Source organism: Arthrobacter sp. V1I7, from assembly GCF_030817015.1.
Lineage (GTDB): Bacteria > Actinomycetota > Actinomycetes > Actinomycetales > Micrococcaceae > Arthrobacter.
Window position 1 is genome coordinate 3,073,207 of the sequence record NZ_JAUSYS010000001.1, and the last position, 21,136, is coordinate 3,094,342.

The window sequence follows — 21,136 nt, forward strand, 5'->3', positions numbered from 1 at the left end:
GATCCAGGAATCTGCCGGCGCGCCCGGCCGCAGTGGACGGGCGGGACCTAGACGATCGCCGAAATCCCGGTGATGGCCCGGCCGGTGACGAGGGTGTTGATCTCATGGGTGCCTTCGTAGGAGTAGATGGCTTCCGCGTCGGCGAACACTTTGGCCATCTCGTAGTCGGTCACAATCCCGTTGCCCCCGAGGAGGCTGCGGCCGATGGCCACGCTCTCGCGCATGCGGGCCGTGGTGAAGGCCTTGGCCAGCGCCGACTGCTCGTCCTTGGCTTCACCGGCGTCCTCAAGCTGCGAGAGCCGCGCCATCATGCCCATCGAGCTCACGGCGTTGCCGAGGATCTGCACGAGCTGGTGCTGGACCAGCTGGAAGGAGGCAATCGGGCGGCCGAACTGGTGGCGCTCGACGGCGTAGCGGCGGGCAACGTCGAAGGCGGCCAGCTGCTGGCCGACGGCCTGCCACGCGACGGCCAGGCGGGTGACCTTAAGAACTTTGTTCGTGTCCCGGAAGCTGTTGGCGTTGGCCAGCTTGAAGAAGTCCGGCACCACGACGTTCTCGAGGGTGATGTCGGCATTCTGCACGGTGCGCAGCGAGATTTTGTTCTCGATCTTGGTGGCGCTGTAGCCCTCCGTCTTGGTGTCCACGAGGAAGCCCTTGACCTGGTTATCGGCAAGGTCACGGGCGTAGACGACGACCCAGTCGGAGAAGGTGGCGTTGCCGATCCAGCGCTTGGCGCCGTTGAGGATCCAGCTGTCACCTTCACGGCGGGCCGTGGTGCGGGTGCCGCCGGCGACGTCGGAACCGCTGAGCGGCTCGGTGAGGCCGAAGGCGCCGATTTTCTTGAGCGAGTAAATGTCCGGAAGCCAGGCGTCCTGCTGTTCCTGCGAGGCGAGGGCCTCGATGGAGCCGGTAAAGAGGCCGTCATGCACGCCCATGAAGGTGGCAATGGACGAGTCGGCGCGCGTGGCTTCGGCGTGCAGGATCCCGGCGAACAGGTTGGAGTGACCCTGCCGCCTGACGGGGCTGACGAGGTCGATCTCCGCGAGCTTCGGAATCAGCTCCATCGGGAACTCGCCCCGGTTCCAGCAGTCCACCGCAATCGGCTTGACCTCACGCGCCAGGAACTCGCGAACCTCCGCCAGCCGGTCCTGCTCTTTGCCGCTGAGCAGCTGCTCGAAAGCGAAGAAGTCCCCGTCGGCGTATGGGAGGTTGTTGATGTCGACTGCAGCTTTGGACATGGTGTTCCTTCACTTGAGATCAGCGGTGACCACAAGACGCGCGCAGCTTCCTGAGGTATGTTACTGACCAGTAACATACCTCAGGGAGCGTGGGTCCGCAAAGCGCCCGGCCGGGTGCTGGGCTTGGAATGAGGGTTCGGCCCCCTTGAGAAGCTCGCGGCCGGAAAGCGCGGGGCCGGGATGAGGCGGCCGAGCCAGCCGGAGTGAGGATGGCCGGAGCGGAGCCGGCCGTAGGCGGCTGCAGCCGGGCAGTAGGGCGGCCGCAGCCAGGCCGTAGGGCGGCCGCAGTGAAGATGACCGGAGGCTCCGGAAGGTGCCCAGGCAGACGAAAGAAGCCGTGGCCGACGTCGTAACATCGGCCACGGCTCCGCGGGCCCGGAAACGGAGTCCCGGGGAAATGTAGGGCTACTCGGACTTGAACCGAGGACCTTAGGATTATGAGTCCCGCGCTCTAACCAGCTGAGCTATAGCCCCCTGCGCCCGGAAAGACGCCGGCCCACGAGGAACCGGACCGCAACCGGGCAAAAACACTCTAACAACATTAATCGCTGTTGCCCGCCAGGGGCCATCCTGATCAGACGACCAGGTCGTCGTAGCTGGCTCCGCGGTAAAGGTCTTCGAACGCTTGCAGCGTCCGCTCGAGGCTGTGGTTCTCCACCATCTCCCGGCTCGTCTTGCCCATGGCCGCAAGCTCATCTTCGGGAAGCGTGAACAGCCGGACCAGCTTTGCGGAAAGATCGTCGCTGTCATTGGGCGTGAACAAGTAACCGTTCTCGCCGTCGTGCACCAGGTGCGGCAGCGCCATCGCATCGGCGAGCAGGACCGGCGTGGACGCCGACATCGCTTCGAGGGTGACCAGGGACTGGAGCTCGGCGGTTCCGGGCATGCAGAAAACATCCGCCGCAAGGTAGGCCTTCCGAAGCTCAGTGTCGGTCGCGAGGCCGAGAAACTTAACCCGGTCCTGCAGCCCGAACCGGGCCACCTGGGCCTCGAGGCCCTGCCGGACTTCCCCGCCGCCGACAATTTCGAGGTGGATGTCCAGCTCCGCGGGCGTCTTGGCGATGGCCTCGATCAGCACGTCGACGTGTTTTTCTTCGGCGAGCCTGCCGACGAAGAGCACCGTGGGGCTGGTGTGGCGTTCGAGGGTCTCGCCGGCTTGGAGCTCATAGGCGGCGGCGTCGATTCCGTTCGAAAGCGGGAGGACCGTGCGGAGGAAGGCATGCTGGTGCATCGCCTTGGCAGCCAGCGGCGTGGGGGTTGTCACGACATCGGCCTGGCCCATGACCTTGCCCATGTCTTTCCACGAGATGCGGCCGATGATGTTCTTGAACCATTGCGGGAAGGGAAGGAACGGGTTCAGGTTCTCGGGCATGAAGTGGTTGGTCGCAACAATCCGGATGCCGCGTTTCACCGCCTCATAGAGCACATGCTCGCCGATCATGTAGTGGCTCTGGATGTGCACGACGTCGGGCTGGACGTGGTCGAACAGAAGGCTGATTTCCTTCTTGATCTCCCACGGGAAGGTGACGCGGAAGTACTCATGGGTGGGCACCGAATGGGAGCGCAGCCGGTGGACCGTTGCCTCGTCACTGAATTCGCTGAAGCTCTTGCCCTTGCCAGGACGGCAGGCGAGGACATGCACATCGTGCCCCCGGGCTGTCATCCCTTTGGACAGGCGGTAACCGAACTGAGCGGCACCATTGACATGCGGCGGGTAGGTGTCCGCGGCGATCAGGATGGTCAGCGGGCGCTGGGTGTCAGGCATGGTCACGTGGGGAGCTCCTGGTGGTCACGGTGCGGGCAGCTGGGAATGTGGTGGCCGGTTGGCCGTCGGCGCAGCCGCCGGCCTACTGCGAAGTCTGTTGCGGATGCCCTAGGACAACCGGCCCGCGGCCTTCCGCGCGTCCTTCTTGCGCTTGGTCACCTCGGGGTGGTGTCTGGACAGGGCTATAACTCCCACGATAGCAAGGGAAGCGGCCGTCCCCATCGCAATTGCCATTACGGCGTGGACATCCGGCCGGAGTTCGCCCAGGATCGCAATGCCGATCGCGATGCCCACAATCGGGTCAATCACGGTCAGCCCTGCGATCACAAGATCGGGCGGACCACCCGAGTAGGCGCTCTGCACAAACCATGAGCCGAGACCGCCGGCTGCCACTATCGCAACGAAGGAATACCATGGCACGTTCAGCAGGCCCAAACCGTTCGGATCCAGCAGGTGCTTGCCGATGATGCGGGTCAGCACGGCCACGAAGCCGAACAGCACACCCGCGCCGAGGATGTAAATGAAAGCGCTCATCCGGTGCTTGAACATCAGCGTAAGCGTGCCGAACAGGCCGACCGCCAGGGCCAGCAGCAGCACGATCGTCAGCTCGTCCGAGGCACTGACGTGATGGTTCTCCTGAGTAACATTGACGGCCAGGACGACGAACAGCGCAGAACCCGTGACACACGCCGAAATGGCGACCACCGTGGCCCGGTTGATGCTCAGTCCCTGGTCTTTGGCGTTCACGATCGTGGTGATAACGAGGGCTATCGCCCCGATCGGCTGGACAACGGTGAGGGGCGCCGAAACCAGGGCGATGGCATTCATCACCATGCCTATGCAGAGCAGCAGCAGGCCGAACACCCAACGGGGACTGCGGATCAACCGGAACAGGCCGTGGCTGCTGAGCGCCAGGCCCCCGGTGTCCGCCTTGACCGCGCTACCTTGGCGCTGCGCACCGAACGCGAGGAAGAAGGCGCCGAGGACCGCGAGAAGTACCGCAATCCAGACCATCAGCGGACGCCGCCGTCGTCGGAGGTATCTGCGCTGCCGGCGCTGCCGGCTTTAAGGCGCTTGCCTTTGCGGACGATGGCCCGGAAATAGTTGTAGCCGGCGACCCAATGTCCCACGAGGCCGGGGGCCAGGAAGATCCAGGCGACGACGGCGTAGATTTCGGTGGCGGGGACAGGCAGTTTGGAGAGCACAAGCAGCGGCGTTCCGACCAGCAGGAGGGCGGTGCGGATCTTGCCAACCCGGCTCACGGGCAGGTCCGGGTGACCGCGGAAGTAGTACAACGACACCGCGAGCAGGATGGCGTCGGGGACGAGAAGGGCCGCCAGATACCACCACTCCACGACGCCGGCGATCACCAGGGTCACGGCGACGGCGATCAGCGCCAGCCGGTCCGCGATGGGGTCCATGATCCGGCCGAGGTGGGACATCTGGTTGAAGCGGCGGGCGATGTAGCCGTCCACCCAGTCGGTGCCGGCCATGATCGCCAGGACGAGGGCCCCGTAGCCGTATTCCCGCGGTCCGAGTACGAGCCAGATGAAGAGCGGGACCCCAAGGAACCGGACCACGGTCAGCACATTGGGAATGGTGAAGACCGCGTCGTGGTGGATCTGGGGCTGCCCTGGCCGGGCGCCAGCACCGATGAACTTCATCCATTCCCCCTTTCCGTGGCCGGCAAAGTTTGGGCGTCGCAGTTCAGCGGGCTGCCTAGCCCTTGAGCAGTTCTCGCAGGAGGAACAGGAGAGCGGCACTGGAGGCGGCAAGGGCAGCAAGGGGCTTCCAGCGCTGGCCCAGTTGATCCGCCGCGCCACGGGCGTTCATCACGGCGGGATTCTTCGCCGAGCGACCGGCAGAGGACTTGAAGCCGGCGACTTTGGCGCTCAGTTGCTCCTTGCCGTCCTGCAACCGGGCCTGGGTCACGGCCAGCAGAGCCTGCGCCTGCGTCTTGACGTCCAACTCCTCGGCGAGTTCGTCGCGGACTCCGGTGAGGTGCGTGCGGCGCTGGACCACCCGGCGTCGAAGTTCCGCTTCGGTGGGCTGCGGTCCGAAGTCCGGCTCGGCGGCCTTCTTGGCTTCCTTCTCGGCCTTCGCCTTGGCGTCGGCTTCAGCCTTCGCGGCCTTGGCGGCTTTGTACTGCTTGGAGTCGGGGTCCAGGACCGCCGCATCGAAGGCGGAGCCCTCCTTCGCGATGCCGAGGTCGTATTTGAGGCCGCGGACAGTCTCTTCCGGCATCAGGGGCATCGCTTTCTTGAACTTCCGGAATCCCACCAGACCAACGATCAGGGCAATCAGCAGGAAGACTCCGCAGACCAGCAGGGCGGCGAGCCAGGCGGGCATGATCGTGGCCAGACCCATGATGGCGGCCACGACCAGGCCGATCAGCAGGAACGCCACAAACACGAGCGCGACGGCGAGGAAGGCGGCAGCGACGCCGAGCTGGATGCCCTTGCGCTTGATTTCAATCTTCGCGAGGGCAATCTCGTCATTGAGCTGCCGGGGCGCCAGCTTGAAGATCAATTTCACGGTCCTGGACAGCGCGGAAATCCGCAGCCCGCCGCTTGTCCCGCCGCTGTGACGTCCGCTCATCGGTCCCGCCTAACTGGTTACACCTGTGATTCCGCTTGCGCGGGCTTGCCGGTCTGCGCCGCTTGACGCACACTCCGGTGTCAAAACTACCATTCTGGCTCCCGGCCGGGCCCTGCGGGCAAGGTGTGGCGCGACTGGGCTGCCGCGGCCGGCCAGTGTCCCGGGCCTAGGATGGAGCACTGTGACTACAGCCTCCAATCCCGGCGATTCCCTGAGCCGCCGCCGTAAGCTCCTCTACATCCTGATGCTCGGCGCACTGACCGCCTTGGGGCCTTTCACGGTGGACCTCTACCTGCCGGCTTTCCCGGCGCTGGAGGCCGACCTCGGTGTCTCCGAGGCGGCCGTGCAGTTGACGCTGACCGGCACGACGCTGGGCTTTGCCCTGGGCCAGCTCGTGGTGGGGCCGTTGAGCGACAAGTTCGGCCGGCGGATGCCGTTGATCCTGGCGACGGCGTTGCATATTGCCGCCTCCTTGGGGGCTGCCCTGTCCACAGACATCGCCACACTGGGGCTCTTCCGCGTCCTGATGGGCATCGGAGCGGCCGGCGGAGGCGTGGTTGCAATGGCGATGGTCCGGGACCTCTTCAGCGGCTACGCCATGGTCCGGATGTTCTCGAGAATGGCCCTCGTCAACGGCCTCGCACCAATTCTGGCCCCCGTGATCGGCTCGCAGCTGCTGCTACTGACACCGTGGCCGGGCATTTTCATCTTCCTGGCGGGCTACGGGACCTGCGTGATCATCGCGGCGGTCTTTGTGGTCCGGGAAACCCTCCCCCGGGAGCTGCGCGGGAAGACCGGGATGACAGCGCGGCAGCGCTACGGTGTCCTGTTCCAGGACCGGGTGTTCGTGGGCCTGCTGATGGTGGGCGGCATGAACTTCGCCGGCCTGTTCACCTACCTCTCTGCGTCGCCGTTCCTCTTTCAGGACGTCTACGGCTTCAGCCCCCAGGAGTACGGCCTGCTCTTCGGCGTCAACTCACTGGGCATCGTCGCCGGCGTCCAGACCAGCTCGCGGCTTATCCGCCGCGTCCCGCCGCAGTGGATCCTGGCCTGTTCCACGGCGTGGATGTTCCTCACGGCCGTGCTGATCGTCGTCTTCGACCAGCTGGGCTTCGGTCTTTGGGGCGTCATGGTGCCGCTCTGGTTCTACATCCTCGGCGCGGGCTTCACGTTCCCCTGCGTCCAGGTCCTGGCGCTGGCTAAGCACGGCGCGCAGGCAGGAACCGCCGCTTCCCTGCTTGGCGCGGCGACGTTCATGATGGCCGGCCTGATCTCCCCGGTGGTCGGCTGGCTCGGCCTTGGTTCCTCCACACCGATGGGAGCGGTACAGGCCGCCTGCATCTTCCTGGCCGCGGCCGCCCTCTGGCTCGTTGTCCGGCCCCGGACCGTGCCCTCGATCCAGTAAGGACCACCGGGTCCTCCGCAGCCCCGGGAGGACATGCCCACCCCCGGGACCAGGACTGGACATACCGGGCCTATGTCCACCCGCCACCCCCAGCGCCGAGCATGTCCACCGGCAGCACGGAGCACCCAGGGCAGCTCCCCCGGGAGGACATGCCCACCCCCCGGGACCAGGACTGGACATACCGGGCCTATGTCCACCCGCCACCCCCAGCGCCGAGCATGTCCACCGGCAGCACGGAGCACCCAGGGCAGCTCCCCCGGGAGGACATGCCCACTCCCCGCGACCAAGACTGGACATACCGGGCCTATGTCCACCCGCCACCCCCAGCGCGGAGCATGTCCAGTCCTGGGGTGCGCCCGCGCCGGAGACCCCGTCGTGGCGGCCCTGTTCCGGGTTCGCTGCGGGCGATAAAGTTGGTACGTGCCCCACCGGCAGGACCCTCAGCCCCTCCCGACCACGTGGCAGCGGTGTGACGCCGGAATCCTGCCCCTGTGGTGGGATCGCCTGTGCAGCCAGACGAGCAGCCAATCGGCGGCCCTCTTCGCCGGAGGGCTGTTCACGGAGGACCGGCGGCGCCCGATCGCGCAGTGGTACAACCCGGCCCACGACTCGGCGCTCCTGGTTGCCCCGGAGACCTCGCCGGAATGGCCGGTACAGCGGTTCGGCATCTTCTACGCCCCGCCCGGCGGCGGCTTCACCCAGGTCCATTCCGCCCCGCACGAGTGGCATCCGCGCGAACCCCGGAAGTCCCCCACCGAGCTCGAGGCGTTCCAGGCCGCCGTCGCCGAAGCGGAACGGTTTCTTCAGGTGGAGATGTACTTCGTTTGAGGAACGGTACCCGCGCAACGGTGCCAATGCACCGCGACGCTCGCGGCCGCGACGCATGCCCGCCGGCTGCGTCCATGCCCCCCGGTTGCGGCCAGGCCCATCATGGCAAGAAGCCCACCCCAATCCTCAGGGCATAAAAAAGGTCCCGCGGCCGGTTCTTCACCGGCCGCGGGACCTGTCCGCTCCTCCTGCTGGACTTGAACCAGCAACCCTTCGATTAACAGTCGAATGCTCTGCCAATTGAGCTAAGGAGGAATGAAGCAGGTATGACATTAGCAAAGGTTTTGCCGCTAAGGAAATCGGCCGCCGGCCCTGCCTGGGGAACGCCGGAAATACCCCCTCCTGGTATGAAAAAGTCCCCGCCCCGGGAACCCGGGACGGGGACTGCGCGCTCCTCCTGCTGGACTTGAACCAGCAACCCTTCGATTAACAGTCGAATGCTCTGCCAATTGAGCTAAGGAGGAATGAAGCGGGTATAAGCCTAGCAAACACTCTGCCGGGAAGTGAAATTGCCCCCGCGGGACGACCGAGCGGGACAAATTAGGCGTCCGAACGCAGCGACCGCCGCTGCACCTCGAGCTGCATGAGCTCCCGGTTCAGCCGCTGGAACTCTTCGGGATCCGCCGAGGCGTCCAGGCGCTGCAGCTGGCCCATCTTGTCCGCCTTGACCCGGGTGATCTGGAGCTCGAACAGCCGCGCCAGGATGTCCTTGCAGTACCGCTGCACGCCCTCGGCCGTGCTGGCCGGCAGGGGCACCACGGCGAGCTCGGACACGAGCGGACGGAGCGGCTCGGGAACTTCCTGCAGCAACTGCTCCACCCAGCGCACCGGGTCCCCCGTGAAGCCCAGACCGGTCGCGCGGATGGCCTGATGGACGGCCAGGTACGCCGGCGTGGAGAAGCGGGACTCGGAGAACCGCTGCCACGTTTCGCCTTCCAGCATTCCGGGCTCGTGAAGGGCCACCTCGAGCGCCTGGCGCTCCATCGTGGCCACCGGGTCGCGCGGATCCGGCCGGTTGAAGGACGGCAGAACGGCCGACGCCGGCGCGGCACCCGGCGCTGGTCCGGCGCCGGGTCCTGCACCATAACCGTCCCCCTGTCCGCGGCCCTGCGCCTGCACGGCACCGGAGCCTCCGGCGGGACCGATCGCGGCACGCTTGGCGGCCGCTCCGACGGCCCTGCTGACTTCCTCGACCGGCATGCCCAGCCAGCCGGCGAGCTCGCGGGCGTAGGCAGGGCGGATTCCGGCGTCGCGGATCTGGGCAACCACGGGCGCAGACTCGCGCAAAGCGGCGATCCGGCCCTCGACGGTGTCCAGGTTATGCCGCTTCAAAGCGGCACGGATGGCGAATTCAAAGAGCGGTCGGCGGGTGCCGATCAGGTCGCGGACGGCGGAGTCGCCCTTGGCCTGGCGCAGCTCGCAGGGGTCGGCCCCGCCGGGTTCCACGGCCACGTAGGTCTGGGCCACGAAGCGCTGGTCCTCTTCGAACGCCCGCAGCGCCGCCTTCTGCCCTGCGGCGTCACCGTCGAAGGTGAAGATGACCTCGCCGCCGCTGCCGTCGTCGGACAGCAGCCGCCGGGCGATCTTGATGTGCTCGGTTCCGAACGCGGTACCGCAGGTTGCCACCGCCGTCGGGATTCCGGCGAGGTGGCAGGCCATCACGTCGGTGTAACCCTCCACCACGACGAGCTGGCGGTCCTTGGCGATGTTCCGTTTGGCGAGGTCAATCCCGTACAGGACCTGGGACTTCTTGTAGAGCGCAGTCTCAGGAGTATTGAGGTACTTCGGACCCTGGTCGTCCTCGTAGAGCTTGCGGGCCCCGAAGCCGATCGTGTCCCCGGCGATGTCCCGGATGGGCCAGATCAGCCGGCCGCGGAAGCGGTCGTAGATTCCCCGCCCGCCCTCGGAGAACATACCCGTAAGTTTGAGCTCGGCATCGGTGTACCCACGTCCGCGGAGGTGCTTGAGCAGCGAGTCCCAGCCCTGCGGGGCGTAGCCGACGCCGAACTGTTCGGCGGCGGCGCGGTCAAAGCCGCGGCCATGCAGGAAGTTGCGGCCCTCGGTGGCGCCAGGGGTCAGCAGCTGGGCGCGGAAGAACTCGTCGGCGACCTTGTGGGCGTCCAGCAGACGCTGGCGCCGGCCGATGTCCTCCCGGTTCGGGCCGGAACCGCCGTCCTCGTAGCGGAGCTCGAAGCCGATCCGGGCCGCCAGCTTTTCGACGGCCTCGTGGAAGGAGGTGTGGTCCAGTTTCTGCACGAAGGAGATGACGTCGCCGTCCTCGCCGCAGCCGAAGCAGTGGTACCTGCCGACCTGGGGGCGGACCGTGAACGAGGGCGAACGCTCGTCGTGGAAGGGGCACAGACCTTTGTAGGAGCCCAGTCCCGCGACCTTGAGGGTCACATAGCCGTCAACGACTTCCTTGATGTCGGTGCGCTGGCGTACCTCATCGATATCTTCGCGTTTGATCAGGCCGGCCACAGTGCCATCCTAATGCCGGGTCCAACGCCGAGGCTCCGGTTATGGTGCCGGCCGCCGTATCCGGTCACCACAGGGAGGGCAGGCTGCCGACGAGCCGCTCGTACATGGCCAGCGCCGAACCGTCGGTCAGCGAGGCGACCTGGTCGATCACGACGCGCAGCCGCGCGCCGTCGTTCTCCGCGTCGCGCCAGTCGGCGGCGAACATGGGTTCCAGATGGCGGTCGCCGGTGGCGCTCAGCGCCGTGACGAGGGCGTGCAGGATCTCGCGCTGCCGCTCGTAGATCGGCTGCCGGTGCTCCGTGGTCATCACGAAAGTGGTGGCCAGGCCCTTCATCACCGCGATTTCCATCACCGTTTCATCAGGGACGATCAGTTCGGCGTTGTAGCGGGTCAGGTCCTCCGGCCCGTAGAGGGCGCGGGTGGTCTCCAGTGCCCTCTGGCAGAAGCGGCCGATGAGCTGGCTGGTCATGTCCTTGAGGGCGGCCATCGACTTGCGGCTGCCGTCGGCCTCGCGCACCCAGACGCTCGTGGCCTCCAACCGGGCCAAGGCGGCGTCGATCGCGGCGGGATCGTTGTGCGGGAGGTACCACTGCTTGGCGTAGCCGACCACCCTGGCGCGGTGGTCCGGGTTGTCCATCCAGCGCAGCTGGAAGTGGCCGGCGACGATCGCGTCCTCGACGTCGTGCACCGAGTACGAGATGTCGTCCGCGAGGTCCATGACCTGGGCTTCGAGGCAGGAGCGCCGGTCGGGGGCTTCCTCGCGGATCCAGTCGAAGATCGGCAGGTCGTCCTCGTAGGCTCCGAACTTGCTGGTTCGCTGGCCATGGATGACGGGAGCGTTGGCGGCGGACCACGGGTACTTGGCGGCGGCGTCGAGGCTGGCCCGGGTGAGGTTCAGTCCGGCCGGGCGTCCGTCCGCGGCCAGCACCTTGGGCTCCAGCCGGGTCAGCAGGCGGAGGGTCTGGGCGTTGCCTTCGAAGCCGCCGATCGCGTGCGACACCTCGTTCAGGGCAGATTCACCGTTGTGCCCGAAAGGCGGGTGGCCGAGGTCATGACTGAGGCAGGCGGTGTCCACGACGTCGGGATCGCAGCCGAGCGCGCGGCCGAGTTCCCGGCCGACCTGCGCGACTTCCAGGCTGTGCGTGAGGCGGGTGCGGACGAAGTCGTCGGTGTCCGGTGCCACGACCTGGGTCTTGGCGCCGAGCCGGCGCAGTGCCGAGGAGTGCAGGACCCGGGCGCGGTCGCGTTCGAAGTCGGAGCGGTACGTGCTCTTGGCCGGCTCCTCCACCCAGCGGGCCCAGTCGCGTCCGGTGTAGCCCGCCAGGACGGGGGCAGTGGTTCGTGTCTCAGCCACCGGACACGTCCAGTTCGGCGTGGCAGATCTCGCGCGACTGATCGGCGTCCATGTTGCGGTCCAGCAGCCAGTCCTTGGGCAGGGCGGGCTTCTTGGGCGAGCCTGCGCGGCCGCGGGGGCCTTCGGCGTCAACACCGGGGTACGGCGACTCAAGGTCCAGCTGGTCCAGCGTTCCGCGGAGCACTTCGAGGCTGGTCACCATCGCCAGTTTGGTCCGCAGTTCACTGCCGACCACATAGCCCTTGAAATACCAGGCCATGTGCTTGCGGATCTCGCGGAGCGCCTTGCCTTCATCGTTGCCGAAGGTTTCGACCATGAGCTCAGCGTGGCGGTACACACCTTCCGCCACCTGGCGCAGGTCCGGCTTATGGCGCTCGTCGCTGCCTTCGAAGGCGGCCATGAGGTCGCCGAACAGCCACGGGCGGCCCTGGCAGCCGCGTCCGATGACGACGCCATCGACGCCGGTCTCGCGGACCATGCGGACCGCGTCCTCGGCGGACCAGATGTCGCCGTTGCCGAGCACCGGGATATCCGGCAGCGCCTCGCGCAGCCGGGCGATCGCGGACCAGTCGGCCTGGCCGGAGTAGAACTGGGCCGCCGTGCGGCCGTGGAGCGCGACGGCGGCGACCCCGGAATCGCGGGCGATCCGGCCGGCGTCAAGGTAGGTGAGGTGGTCCTCATCGATGCCTTTGCGCATCTTGATGGTCAGCGGGACGTTGCCCCTGGAGGCTTCCTTCACGGCGGTCCGGACGATCGAGGTGAACAGGTCGATCTTCCAGGGCAGGGCCGAACCGCCACCGCGCCGGGTCACCTTGGGCACCGGGCAGCCGAAGTTGAGGTCGATATGGTCTGCCCGGTCCTCCTCGACGAGCATCCGTACGGCCTGGCCGACGGTCACCGGATCCACGCCGTACAGCTGGACGGACCGGACTTTCTCGTCGTCGTCGTGCGAAATGATGCGCAGTGATTCGGGCGTGCGCTCCACGAGGGCGCGCGAGGTGACCATCTCCGCGACGTACAGGCCGCCGCCGTATTCACGGCACAGCCTGCGGAAGGCGGAGTTGGTGATACCCGCCATCGGGGCCAGGATCACGGGGGTGTCCACCGTGAGGTGGCCCAGCTTCAGGGGCGGGAGTTCCAGCTTGGGGGCGGGAGGCGTTGCTACAACAGTCACCAGAACATTGTCTCAAAGCCGGGCAAATCGGGCGGATCCCGGCCGGCTATGTGGACAAGCCGCCGTCAGCCCCGTGCCGCCGCCCGCCGTCCGCGGCGGGTTTCCGGGGGCGTGGGCCCGCTGTCGGCAGTGAAGCCGTCGGGCCCTACACCGTCGGGAGTGACGGCGTCGGAAGCGCCCGTGGCGGGACCGTCCCCGTCCGCGGAGCCCGTGTCGGCAACCGTGGCGGGCGCGACGGCCGCGGGCGCGACGGCCGCGCCCGGCGCGGGAGCGGGGGTGCTGCCACGCGCCATCGTCGTCGCGCTCCTGAGAGCAGGTCCTTTTACCCCGGTTGCCTTGACAACCAGCACCGCGATCAGCGTGGTGACCGGGATGGCCAGCACCAGTCCGACCGAACCGACCAGGGTGCGGATCACTTCCTCGGAGAGCTCTGCGCTCGTCAGGGCGTCGCCGAGCGGCCGCTCGTAGAGCATCACCAGGATCAGGACCGGCAGGGCCGCGCCGGCGTAGGCGAAAGCGATGGTGTAGACCGTCGAGGCGATGTGGTCCCGGCCGATCCGCATCGCCGAGGAGAACAGCTGCCGGGCGGAAGTTTCCGGGGCGAGTTCCCACAGCTCCCAGACGGCGGAGGACTGCGTGATGGTGACATCGTTGAGGACCCCGAGGCCGGAAATGATGAGACCGCAGAGGATGATGCCGGAGATCGAAATGTTGTCCGAAATATTGGTCAGTGCGGCGGCATCGTGGCTGCCGACCCCGGCGAGGTTGGCGGCGTCGGTGGCCCACGCCGCCAGCAGGGCGGTGATGCCGAGCCCGAACATGGTGCCGAGCAGCGCCGTCGAGGTCCGGGCGGAGAAGCCGTGGGCGAAGTAGAGCACCCCGATCATGATCACGGTGGATCCCACCATTGCCAGCAGGAGCGGCGGTTTGCCTTCCACCAGCCCGGGCAGCATGAAGGTCACCAGCACGGCGTAGGCACCGACCAGCCCGATCAGTGCCCGCAGCCCGCGCCAGCGTGCCACGGCAATGACGACGACGGCGTACAGCACCGCCAGGAAAATGATCGGCAGGGTCCGGACGAAGTCGACGAAGACGTACGCCGGGGTGCCCTGGGCCTCGGACGCACCCTGGGCCTTGGATAGATTCAGGTAGCGGATGTTGTCCCCGACCTTGACGCCGTGGGATTTGGCGATGTCGGGGTTGATGACCACCTTGACCGGGTTGCCGCCCGTGTCCGGCTCGGTGAACGCGAAGGTGCACACGGAGCCCTGCTGGGCGCCCTCCCCGGCGGCCGGGACCTGGCCCGAAGCGCCAGCCTGCCCGCCGGGCTGGGCGACGTCCATGCAGTTGCCGGTAACGACGCGCTGGATCTTGCCGGTGTCGAAGGTGACCCCGGGCGCGGCGGCGTAGGGGCTGGCCAGCGTAATGCCCTCCTTGCTGCCGGAGGGCCAGAGCATGACCATCGCCGCAAGCGTCAGCAGGGTCAGCGGGATCAGGACGGCGGCCAGGATCCAGTTCGCCTTCTTCCGGGCCGCGAGCGCCTGGGGCGTCGGCGCCGCGTGTTCCGTGGGAGCGTGTGAATGTCCGGCACCCATCAGCAGTTCAACCTCATGCCGAAAACTTTACGGGGTCCACGGCGCCTGTCCTGCCCCGATGAAGCGGATGACGCCGATGACGTGGAAGAGGTTCCGCGGATCGTATTTGGCCTTGATCCCGGTCCCGGCGCCAATCCCTCGGAGCCCCGGCTCCGGATGTCCCGTGGGAATGGTCGAAGGAACCACCGGTCGGGAACGCCGTCGGGCAGCCTATCGTTGGGGATTGACGGATGATGATGTGGAGGACGCCGGCGTGGCGATACGCAAGGAAGACGACCGTGAAGCCCAAGAAGCAGGTTCCGGAGCCGCAGCGAAGGCCGTGCTGAGCGTTGCCCCGGCCCGCGGCGAAACCCGGGGTGTCGCTCTGGTCCTGCACGGGGGCACGGCCAACAGCTATGAATTCGTCCGGGGCCGGCATCTCAGCCCGGCCCGGATGGTTCCGTTCGCCCAGACCCTCCGGGCCAGGGGCGGGCTGCACGGTCTGTCCGTGTGGACCCTCCGGAACCGGTACCGCGGCTGGAACGGGGCGGACATGTCCCCCGTCCAGGATGCCCGCTGGGCCCTTTCCCACATCCGCCGGGAACATCCGGACCTGCCCGTCTACCTGCTGGGCCACTCGATGGGCGGATTGACTGCGCTGTGCGTTGCCGATGATCCGCAGGTGCGGGCCGTGGTTGCCCTTGCCCCCTGGCTGAACCGCGACACCCCGGTGCAGCGCGTCGCCGGGCGCCGGGTGCTGATCGTCCACGGCACCGAGGACCGCTGGACCAGTCCTTCTAACTCGCTGGCCTACGCCCGGCGCCCCAAGGGCGTCGCGGAGTCAGTGGACTACGTGTCACTGACAGGGGCGGGGCACTTCATGGTCCGCCGGCTGGGCCTCTGGAACTCACTCGCCAGCGGCTACATCCTGGACGCGTTCGCTGACGACAGCGGCGCCGAGGTGCAGCGCAGCAGGGAGGCCTTCCGCACCCTCCTGCCGGCCGCCCGCGCCAGCCTCCCGGTGGTCCTGTGATGCCGGTCTTCCCGCTCGAGGCTTTCCTGTCCAGCCTTCCCTGGGTAGCGGCCGTGTCGCGCTGCTCGCCCTAACACGGCTGACCCGCAGTGGTTGCCGATGCCAGCAGGCAAACGGCAGCCACTGCGGGCCAGTTGCTGTCAGGGTTTAGGCCGGGTCGGAGACGACCAGGGTCTCGGCACCCTGGACCCGGGCCTTGCCGCTGTGCAGCAGCGGCTCGACGACGCCGAGCAGCGCCGTCATGGAATCGTCCAGTTCCAGCAACACCGGGTGCTGGAAGGCAATCAGTGCCAGCAGGTCCCGCACCGCGGCCCGGGCCTCCTCCAGCGAGAGCTGCGGCTCGTGGCCCAGGAAGACATCGGTCGGCTGGCCGGACGAAGCCTGCGCCGTGTCCTCCCCCGCGGCGGGGGCAAGCTCGGCGTAGCTGATCGCAAACGCCTCAATCCGGCCCTTCTTGCTGGCCGGGACTCCGTCGCCGAAGGCGCTGGACATCGGAGCCCGCAGCACGATCGCGCCGTGGGCGCCGCTGAGTTCATCCAGGAACAACCGCTGGACGGTGGCGATGCCCAGGTCCCCGGGGCTGTCCCAGGCGTGCGCGACCGTGTAATACCGGCCCACGACGTCGCTCAGCTCCACCGAGCCGGTGGCGAGGTCCTCGACCTGCTCGGCGGCGGCAGCCTCGGAACCGTCGCCAAAGACCGGCAGCTTCAGGGCTCCAGGCTCCACCACGATGAGGCGGGAGCGCTGGATCGATTCCAGGCCCGCCGCCGCGGCGAAGGCAGCGCCGGGCGTGCCCGGTTCCACCTTGCACCGGAGCCGGGAAACGCCCGACGGCGACTGCTCTGCTTCGCGCCGGAGCATGGTCAGCAGCGTGGAGCCGACGCCGGCGCGGCGGTGCTGCCGGTCGACTTCGATGTAGGCCCAGAGCCGTTCCGGGTGCAGCGAGGCCTCGTGGATCACGCCGGCGGCGACCGGAATCGCCACGCCGTCGACGACGTCCTCGGCCACGATGCAGCGGCGCCACGGCGAGTTGCCCGAGGGCGCCAGGGTGGCGCGGAACTGTCCGGCCTGGACTGTTTCCGGGTCGCCCCAGATTTCCAGCAGGGCAAGGTCATCGCCCTCGCGCCACTCACGGTATTCGATGGCCATGATCAGGCGCCGATCAACCGTGCGGCCAGGTAGCCTTCAACCTTGTCCAGCGAGACGCGGTCCTGGCTCATGGTGTCGCGTTCGCGGATGGTCACGGCCTGGTCGTCGAGCGTTTCAAAGTCCACCGTGATGCAGAACGGGGTTCCTATCTCGTCCTGGCGGCGGTAGCGGCGGCCGATGGCGCCGGCGTCGTCGAACTCGATGTTCCAGTTCCTGCGCAGCTGGGCGGCGAGGTCCTTGGCCTTCGGCGACAGGTCCTCGTTGCGGCTCAGCGGCAGCACCGCTGCCTTGACCGGCGCGAGCCGCGGATCGAGCTTGAGCACGGTGCGGATGTCGACGCCACCCTTGGCGTTGGGTGCCTCGTCCTCGGTATACGCGTCGATCATGAACGCCATGAAGGAGCGGGTGAGGCCGGCCGCCGGTTCGATCACGTACGGTGTGTAGCGCTCGTTGGTGGCCTGGTTGAAGTAACTCAGGTCCGTGCCGGAGGCCTTGGCGTGCGTGGAGAGATCGAAGTCGGTGCGGTTGGCGATGCCTTCGAGCTCGCCCCACTCCGAGCCCTGGAAGCCGAAGCGGTACTCGATGTCCGTGGTGCCCTTGGAGTAGTGGCTGAGCTTGTCCAGCGGGTGCTCGAAGAACCGCAGGTTTTCCTCGCGGATGCCGAGGGAGGTGTACCAGGACATGCGCTCCTTCATCCAGTACTCGTGCCACTGCTCATCCGTGCCGGGCTCGACGAAGAATTCCATTTCCATCTGCTCGAACTCGCGGGTGCGGAAGATGAAGTTGCCCGGCGTGATCTCGTTGCGGAACGACTTGCCGATCTGGCCGATGCCGAACGGCGGCTTCTTCCGGGACGTGGTGAGCACGTTGCTGAAGTTCACGAAGATGCCCTGGGCGGTCTCGGGGCGCAGGTAGTGCAGGCCCTCGTCGCTGGCGACGGGGCCCAGGTAGGTCTTGAGCAGGCCGGAGAATTCCTGCGGCTCGGTCCATTCCCCGCGGGTGCCGCAGTTGGCGCAGGCGATGTCCTTGAGGCCGTTCTCGGCGGGGCGGCCCTTCTTTTCCTCGAATTCCTCCAGGAGGTGGTCCGCGCGGTAGCGCTTGTGGCAGGAGAGGCACTCGACCAGCGGGTCGGAGAAGACGTCGACGTGTCCGGAGGCTTCCCAGACCTGGCGGGGCAGGATGACCGAGGAGTCCAGGCCCACGACGTCTTCGCGGCCGCGGACGACCGACTGCCACCACTGGCGCTTGATGTTTTCCTTGAGCTCGGCGCCGAGGGGCCCGTAATCCCAGGCAGAACGTGAGCCACCATAGATTTCACCGGCCTGGAATACGAAACCCCTGCGCTTGGCGAGGGAAATGATCTGGTCGAGGACGGATTTTGCTGCCATGGGAACTCCACTTTCTACAGGGCCGCTGGGTGCGGTCCGCGGTCTCAGCCCCGGAACCCCGGCTGGTTGCCGGACGGGGCACTAAAACGCAAACAGTTCGCAAACGAATAAGCACAGGATGATTGCGTGCAGGAAGCTGCGCCTAACAGCCTACCGGGCCGCCGGAGTCACCGCTTCAGGGCGCCCTTTGGCCAGGGCAGCGTGGCCAGGATGATGGCGGCGAGGGTCAGCATGGTTCCCAGCACGGTTGGCAGCGCCACCACGGTGCCCGGCGCGGGGAAGGCCAGGTCCAGCCCGAGCGAGCCCAGCAGCTGGCCGGAAATCATGCCGAGTCCCGTCACGAGCACGCCGAGGCTGCGCACCAGCAGGGCGCCCACGGCGATGAAGACGCAGCCCATCGGCCCGCCGAGGTAGTACCACCACTGCCCCGGCAGCGGATTGCCGGCGCCGGCGACTGCGAGCTTGACCAGCCAGGCAAGCCACAGCACGGTCGTGCCGGAGACGAAGTTCACCAGGGTGGCGGTGATCGGGGTGCCGTAGTGGACCGTCGCCGTGCCGTTCATGGCCTGCTGGAAGCTCATCAGGAAGCCGGCGAGTACCGGCAGAAGCACCGGAGCGAGCAGCTGCACGAGCTCCGAACCCGCTCCGCCGAGCCGCGGGGACACGGCCCAGGCGACGGCGGCGACGGTCAGGATGCTGCCCAGCACCCTGATGCCGGTGATCGGCTTCTTGCCGGCGGGACCGATCCCCATCCGGTCGACCAGCAGCCCGCTCAACGTCTGGCCGGTCACCGCCGCCACGGTGAACAGTGCGACACCGAGCAGGCCCACGGTGAAGGACTGGGTGAACACGAAGAACGCCCCGATGCAGCCGGCGAGGACGTAGTACGGCGGGAACTCCCGGTTCCGGACGGCCGGCAGGATCCGCGCCAGGCCGGCCCGGCCCTTCGGCAGCAGCAACGAGACCGCGGTGATCACCACCAGCCCCGTGCTGAAGCTGACCACGGCCGCGGCGATGCCGTCCGCGAGCGCCACGCCCAGCGCGCCGTTGATCCTGCCCTGGACGGGGATGAGGAGACCGGCCGCGACGGCCAGTGGCAGGCCGGCGAGGAGCGGCAGTCGGGGTGTGTGGGTCATCGGTGTCACCTTACGTCGGGCATTATTGCTTGTATGAGCAACCCGGAAATTGAAGAAATCCCCATCCGCGACGACATGATCCGGCTGGGTCAGCTGCTGAAGCTGGCCAACCTCGTCGAGGACGGCGTGCAGGCGGCGGAGCTGATCAAGGGCGGGCTCGTCAAGGTCAACGGTGATATCGATGACCGCCGTGGCCGCCAGCTCCACCACGGTGACACAGTGACCGTGAGCGGCCGTACCGTGCGGATCAGCACCCCCGCCGGCGCCTAGGTTTCCGGCGCCCGGGTTCCCGGCGCCTAGATTCCGGCGCCTAGGTTTCCGGCGCCGGGCGCCGGACGCCCGGCTGCCCGGCGCCTAGATTCCGGGCGCCGGGCGCCCGGCCGCCCTGCGCCCGCGCCCTATTTGTTCAGCACTTCGTGGGTGAGGAACTCGGAGACATGGCCCACTTCCTGCTGGTTGATGCCATGCCACATTCCGGTGTAGAGCACCTTGGTCAGCTTTACGTGCTTTCGCACCCAGCCCATGGTGAAGTCGATCTTGTCCGGCGTGATCACCGGGTCCTGCTGGTCGCGGCCCCAGAACATCGGCACGGTTCCGTCGAGTTCGGCGTCGCGGAAGCTCGGGTCCGAATCGGCGTCAACGGCAAATCCGGACAGCCCGACGACGGCGGCGAAGTCCGCGGGACGCTGTCGCAGCATCGTAGTGGCCATGGCCATGCCCATCGAGAAGCCCAGCAGCGTCACCGAGGGATGGTTGGCCTTGACGGAGTCGATCCAGTCCAGCGCATACCCTGAAGCGGCTTTGACGGCGTCGAGCGAATAATCGATGGAAGCCGTCAGCGGGAACCAGGTGAAGCCGGCGCCGGAGACGAGGGGGGCGCGCACGGACGCCACCGCGAATTCCCGGGGAAGCATGTCCGCCACGCTGAGCAGGTCCTGTTCGTTGGCCCCGTAGCCGTGCAGCAGGACGAGGAGCGGCTTGCCGGCGCGCTCCTCCTCGGGCTGGGACCACAGGACAATGGGCGGCGCGGGAAAGGCAACGGCGTGAGTCATGGGTCCATTCTTGCAGTTACCCGGCAGTAACAAGCTACGGTGGCGTAGCTTTGCGGGAAGAGGAAGGGATACGAAGGTGAGCGAATCCGAAGGAATGGACAATTCATCAGTAGGCGCCGTCAGGCACCCGTGGAGCCGGTACGTGGCCATGGGTGACTCCTTCACTGAAGGCATCGGCGATCCCGAACCGGCGAGTCCGGGCGGTTACCGGGGCTGGGCGGACCGCGTGGCCGAGGAACTGAGCCGCGGCCACGAAGACTTTGCCTATGCCAACCTGGCCGTCCGCGGCCGGCTCCTGCAGCAAATCGTCGACCAGCAGTTGGCGCCCTGCCTGTCCCTCAGGCCGGACCTCGTGACCCTTTCCGCCGGCGGGAACGACCTGCTCCGGCCCGGCGGCGATCCGGACGTGCTGGCGGAGAAGCTGGACTCGGTGGTGCAGATCCTGAGCCTGGCCGGCGCCACGGTGGTCCTGTTCAACGGCCCGGACACGGGCTCTTCCGTACTGGGGCGGATCCGCAGCAAGGTGGCCATCTATAACGAGAACCTCCGCACCGTCGCCGCCCGGCACGACGCCGTGATCGCGGACATGTGGTCCTTGCGGCAGCTGAACGATCCCCGGATGTGGGAACCGGACCGGCTGCATTTCTCGCCGCTGGGACACCACACGATCGCGGCCATGGTGCTCGACTCGCTGAATGTCCAGCACACCCTGGAGCCGCTGTCCCCCAAGCCGCTTCCGCCCCGCAGCTGGCGCGAAGCCCGTACCGGGGACCTGGTCTGGGCGCGTGAACACTTAGTGCCGTGGGTGATCCGCCGCCTGCGGCACCGGTCATCCGGCGACGGCATGACGGCCAAGCGCCCCCTGCCGGGTCCGGTCTTCGGCCCCGGGGTGCCCCTGGGCTCGGGCGAAGGCCCGCCGGGCGCCTCGGAAGCGGTGCGGTCCTGACCGCCTGAGGCTGCGGTT

General features: G+C 67.4%; 19 protein-coding genes and 3 tRNA genes. 5 read left to right on the forward strand and 17 right to left on the reverse strand.

All coding sequences use genetic code 11. The annotated features are described in order from the left end of the window. Positions 1 to 47: 47 nt before the first annotated feature. The 6 genes from QFZ69_RS14170 to QFZ69_RS14195 all read right to left on the reverse strand — a co-directional run bounded on the left by QFZ69_RS14170 (position 48) and on the right by QFZ69_RS14195 (position 5,601). Positions 48 to 1,238, reverse strand: coding sequence for an acyl-CoA dehydrogenase family protein (locus QFZ69_RS14170; RefSeq protein WP_306919064.1), 1,191 nt, complete (start codon positions 1,236 to 1,238; stop codon positions 48 to 50). 400 nt (positions 1,239 to 1,638) lie between these two features. Then, positions 1,639 to 1,712 (reverse strand) — tRNA-Ile (locus QFZ69_RS14175). Between the two features lie 100 nt (positions 1,713 to 1,812). Next, positions 1,813 to 3,009 carry a glycosyltransferase gene (locus QFZ69_RS14180; RefSeq protein WP_306919066.1) on the reverse strand — a complete coding sequence of 399 codons (1,197 nt, stop codon included), beginning with the start codon at positions 3,007 to 3,009 and terminating at the stop codon, positions 1,813 to 1,815. 102 nt (positions 3,010 to 3,111) lie between these two features. Next, positions 3,112 to 4,017, reverse strand: coding sequence for a DMT family transporter (locus QFZ69_RS14185; protein ID WP_306919067.1), 906 nt, complete (start codon positions 4,015 to 4,017; stop codon positions 3,112 to 3,114). After that, positions 4,017 to 4,667 (reverse strand): CDP-alcohol phosphatidyltransferase family protein, encoded by a 651-nt coding sequence (locus QFZ69_RS14190; RefSeq protein ID WP_306919069.1) that lies wholly within the window; start codon positions 4,665 to 4,667, stop codon positions 4,017 to 4,019. Before QFZ69_RS14190 ends, QFZ69_RS14185 begins: the two co-directional genes overlap by 1 nt. Before the next feature lie 55 nt (positions 4,668 to 4,722). Next, positions 4,723 to 5,601 (reverse strand): phage holin family protein, encoded by an 879-nt coding sequence (locus tag QFZ69_RS14195; protein ID WP_306919071.1) that lies wholly within the window; start codon positions 5,599 to 5,601, stop codon positions 4,723 to 4,725. Between the two features lie 181 nt (positions 5,602 to 5,782). Here QFZ69_RS14195 and QFZ69_RS14200 point away from each other — a divergent pair, with 181 nt between their 5' ends. Both QFZ69_RS14200 and QFZ69_RS14205 read left to right on the forward strand, forming a co-directional pair. Next, complete coding sequence (locus QFZ69_RS14200) at positions 5,783 to 7,006, forward strand: multidrug effflux MFS transporter (RefSeq protein WP_306919073.1); 1,224 nt, start codon at positions 5,783 to 5,785, stop codon at positions 7,004 to 7,006. A 420-nt stretch (positions 7,007 to 7,426) separates the two neighbouring features. After that, complete coding sequence (locus tag QFZ69_RS14205) at positions 7,427 to 7,834, forward strand: hypothetical protein (RefSeq protein WP_306919076.1); 408 nt, start codon at positions 7,427 to 7,429, stop codon at positions 7,832 to 7,834. A 182-nt stretch (positions 7,835 to 8,016) separates the two neighbouring features. Here the strand turns inward: QFZ69_RS14205 and QFZ69_RS14210 are convergent. The 7 genes from QFZ69_RS14210 to QFZ69_RS14240 all read right to left on the reverse strand — a co-directional run bounded on the left by QFZ69_RS14210 (position 8,017) and on the right by QFZ69_RS14240 (position 14,621). After that, a tRNA-Asn gene (locus QFZ69_RS14210) sits at positions 8,017 to 8,089 on the reverse strand. Between the two features lie 136 nt (positions 8,090 to 8,225). Further along, a tRNA-Asn gene (locus QFZ69_RS14215) sits at positions 8,226 to 8,298 on the reverse strand. 76 nt (positions 8,299 to 8,374) lie between these two features. Further along, a complete protein-coding gene (dnaG, locus tag QFZ69_RS14220; protein WP_306919077.1) occupies positions 8,375 to 10,312 on the reverse strand; it encodes a DNA primase in 1,938 nt (645 codons plus the stop codon). A 64-nt stretch (positions 10,313 to 10,376) separates the two neighbouring features. Beyond that, a complete protein-coding gene (locus tag QFZ69_RS14225; protein WP_306919079.1) occupies positions 10,377 to 11,666 on the reverse strand; it encodes a deoxyguanosinetriphosphate triphosphohydrolase in 1,290 nt (429 codons plus the stop codon). After that, positions 11,659 to 12,840 carry a tRNA dihydrouridine synthase DusB gene (dusB, locus tag QFZ69_RS14230; RefSeq protein ID WP_306919081.1) on the reverse strand — a complete coding sequence of 394 codons (1,182 nt, stop codon included), beginning with the start codon at positions 12,838 to 12,840 and terminating at the stop codon, positions 11,659 to 11,661. The genes QFZ69_RS14225 and dusB overlap by 8 nt, the downstream gene beginning before the upstream one ends. Positions 12,841 to 12,905: 65 nt before the next feature. Beyond that, positions 12,906 to 14,435 (reverse strand): YibE/F family protein, encoded by a 1,530-nt coding sequence (locus tag QFZ69_RS14235; protein WP_306919083.1) that lies wholly within the window; start codon positions 14,433 to 14,435, stop codon positions 12,906 to 12,908. Between the two features lie 27 nt (positions 14,436 to 14,462). Beyond that, on the reverse strand, positions 14,463 to 14,621 hold the full coding sequence (locus QFZ69_RS14240; RefSeq protein WP_306919085.1) for a hypothetical protein: 159 nt from the start codon (positions 14,619 to 14,621) through the stop codon (positions 14,463 to 14,465). Between the two features lie 67 nt (positions 14,622 to 14,688). On the opposite strand from QFZ69_RS14240, the gene QFZ69_RS14245 reads away from it, so the two are divergent. Further along, entirely contained in the window at positions 14,689 to 15,447 is a 759-nt protein-coding gene (locus QFZ69_RS14245) for an alpha/beta hydrolase (RefSeq protein WP_307000195.1), read from the forward strand. Positions 15,448 to 15,594: 147 nt separating this feature from the next. On the opposite strand, the gene QFZ69_RS14250 is transcribed toward QFZ69_RS14245, so the two are convergent. From QFZ69_RS14250 to QFZ69_RS14260, 3 genes are all read right to left on the reverse strand, one after another. After that, positions 15,595 to 16,596 carry a GNAT family N-acetyltransferase gene (locus QFZ69_RS14250; RefSeq protein ID WP_306919088.1) on the reverse strand — a complete coding sequence of 334 codons (1,002 nt, stop codon included), beginning with the start codon at positions 16,594 to 16,596 and terminating at the stop codon, positions 15,595 to 15,597. A 2-nt stretch (positions 16,597 to 16,598) separates the two neighbouring features. Further along, positions 16,599 to 17,984, reverse strand: a complete 1,386-nt coding sequence (locus tag QFZ69_RS14255) for a glycine--tRNA ligase (RefSeq protein WP_306919090.1) — start codon at positions 17,982 to 17,984, stop codon at positions 16,599 to 16,601. Between the two features lie 167 nt (positions 17,985 to 18,151). Next, positions 18,152 to 19,120 carry a DMT family transporter gene (locus QFZ69_RS14260; protein ID WP_306919092.1) on the reverse strand — a complete coding sequence of 323 codons (969 nt, stop codon included), beginning with the start codon at positions 19,118 to 19,120 and terminating at the stop codon, positions 18,152 to 18,154. Between the two features lie 33 nt (positions 19,121 to 19,153). On the opposite strand from QFZ69_RS14260, the gene QFZ69_RS14265 reads away from it, so the two are divergent. After that, positions 19,154 to 19,390, forward strand: coding sequence for an RNA-binding S4 domain-containing protein (locus QFZ69_RS14265; RefSeq protein ID WP_306919094.1), 237 nt, complete (start codon positions 19,154 to 19,156; stop codon positions 19,388 to 19,390). A gap of 128 nt (positions 19,391 to 19,518) precedes the next feature. Here the strand turns inward: QFZ69_RS14265 and QFZ69_RS14270 are convergent, their stop codons facing one another. Next, positions 19,519 to 20,172: an alpha/beta hydrolase gene (locus QFZ69_RS14270; protein WP_307000197.1), complete on the reverse strand. Its 654-nt coding sequence runs from the start codon at positions 20,170 to 20,172 to the stop codon at positions 19,519 to 19,521. A 94-nt stretch (positions 20,173 to 20,266) separates the two neighbouring features. On the opposite strand from QFZ69_RS14270, the gene QFZ69_RS14275 reads away from it, so the two are divergent. Continuing rightward, positions 20,267 to 21,118 (forward strand): SGNH/GDSL hydrolase family protein, encoded by an 852-nt coding sequence (locus QFZ69_RS14275; RefSeq protein ID WP_306919698.1) that lies wholly within the window; start codon positions 20,267 to 20,269, stop codon positions 21,116 to 21,118. Positions 21,119 to 21,136: the final 18 nt, after the last annotated feature.

Coding starts and splice junctions, on each gene's coding strand:
- QFZ69_RS14170 (WP_306919064.1), bottom strand. CDS start 1,238: ATGTCCAAAGCTGCAGTCGACATCAACAACCTCCCATACGCCGACGGG.
- QFZ69_RS14185 (WP_306919067.1), bottom strand. CDS start 4,017: ATGGTCTGGATTGCGGTACTTCTCGCGGTCCTCGGCGCCTTCTTCCTC.
- QFZ69_RS14190 (WP_306919069.1), bottom strand. CDS start 4,667: ATGAAGTTCATCGGTGCTGGCGCCCGGCCAGGGCAGCCCCAGATCCAC.
- QFZ69_RS14195 (WP_306919071.1), bottom strand. CDS start 5,601: ATGAGCGGACGTCACAGCGGCGGGACAAGCGGCGGGCTGCGGATTTCC.
- QFZ69_RS14235 (WP_306919083.1), bottom strand. CDS start 14,435: ATGGGTGCCGGACATTCACACGCTCCCACGGAACACGCGGCGCCGACG.
- QFZ69_RS14250 (WP_306919088.1), bottom strand. CDS start 16,596: ATGGCCATCGAATACCGTGAGTGGCGCGAGGGCGATGACCTTGCCCTG.
- QFZ69_RS14255 (WP_306919090.1), bottom strand. CDS start 17,984: ATGGCAGCAAAATCCGTCCTCGACCAGATCATTTCCCTCGCCAAGCGC.
- QFZ69_RS14260 (WP_306919092.1), bottom strand. CDS start 19,120: ATGACCCACACACCCCGACTGCCGCTCCTCGCCGGCCTGCCACTGGCC.
- QFZ69_RS14265 (WP_306919094.1), top strand. CDS start 19,154: ATGAGCAACCCGGAAATTGAAGAAATCCCCATCCGCGACGACATGATC.
- QFZ69_RS14270 (WP_307000197.1), bottom strand. CDS start 20,172: ATGACTCACGCCGTTGCCTTTCCCGCGCCGCCCATTGTCCTGTGGTCC.
- QFZ69_RS14275 (WP_306919698.1), top strand. CDS start 20,267: ATGGACAATTCATCAGTAGGCGCCGTCAGGCACCCGTGGAGCCGGTAC.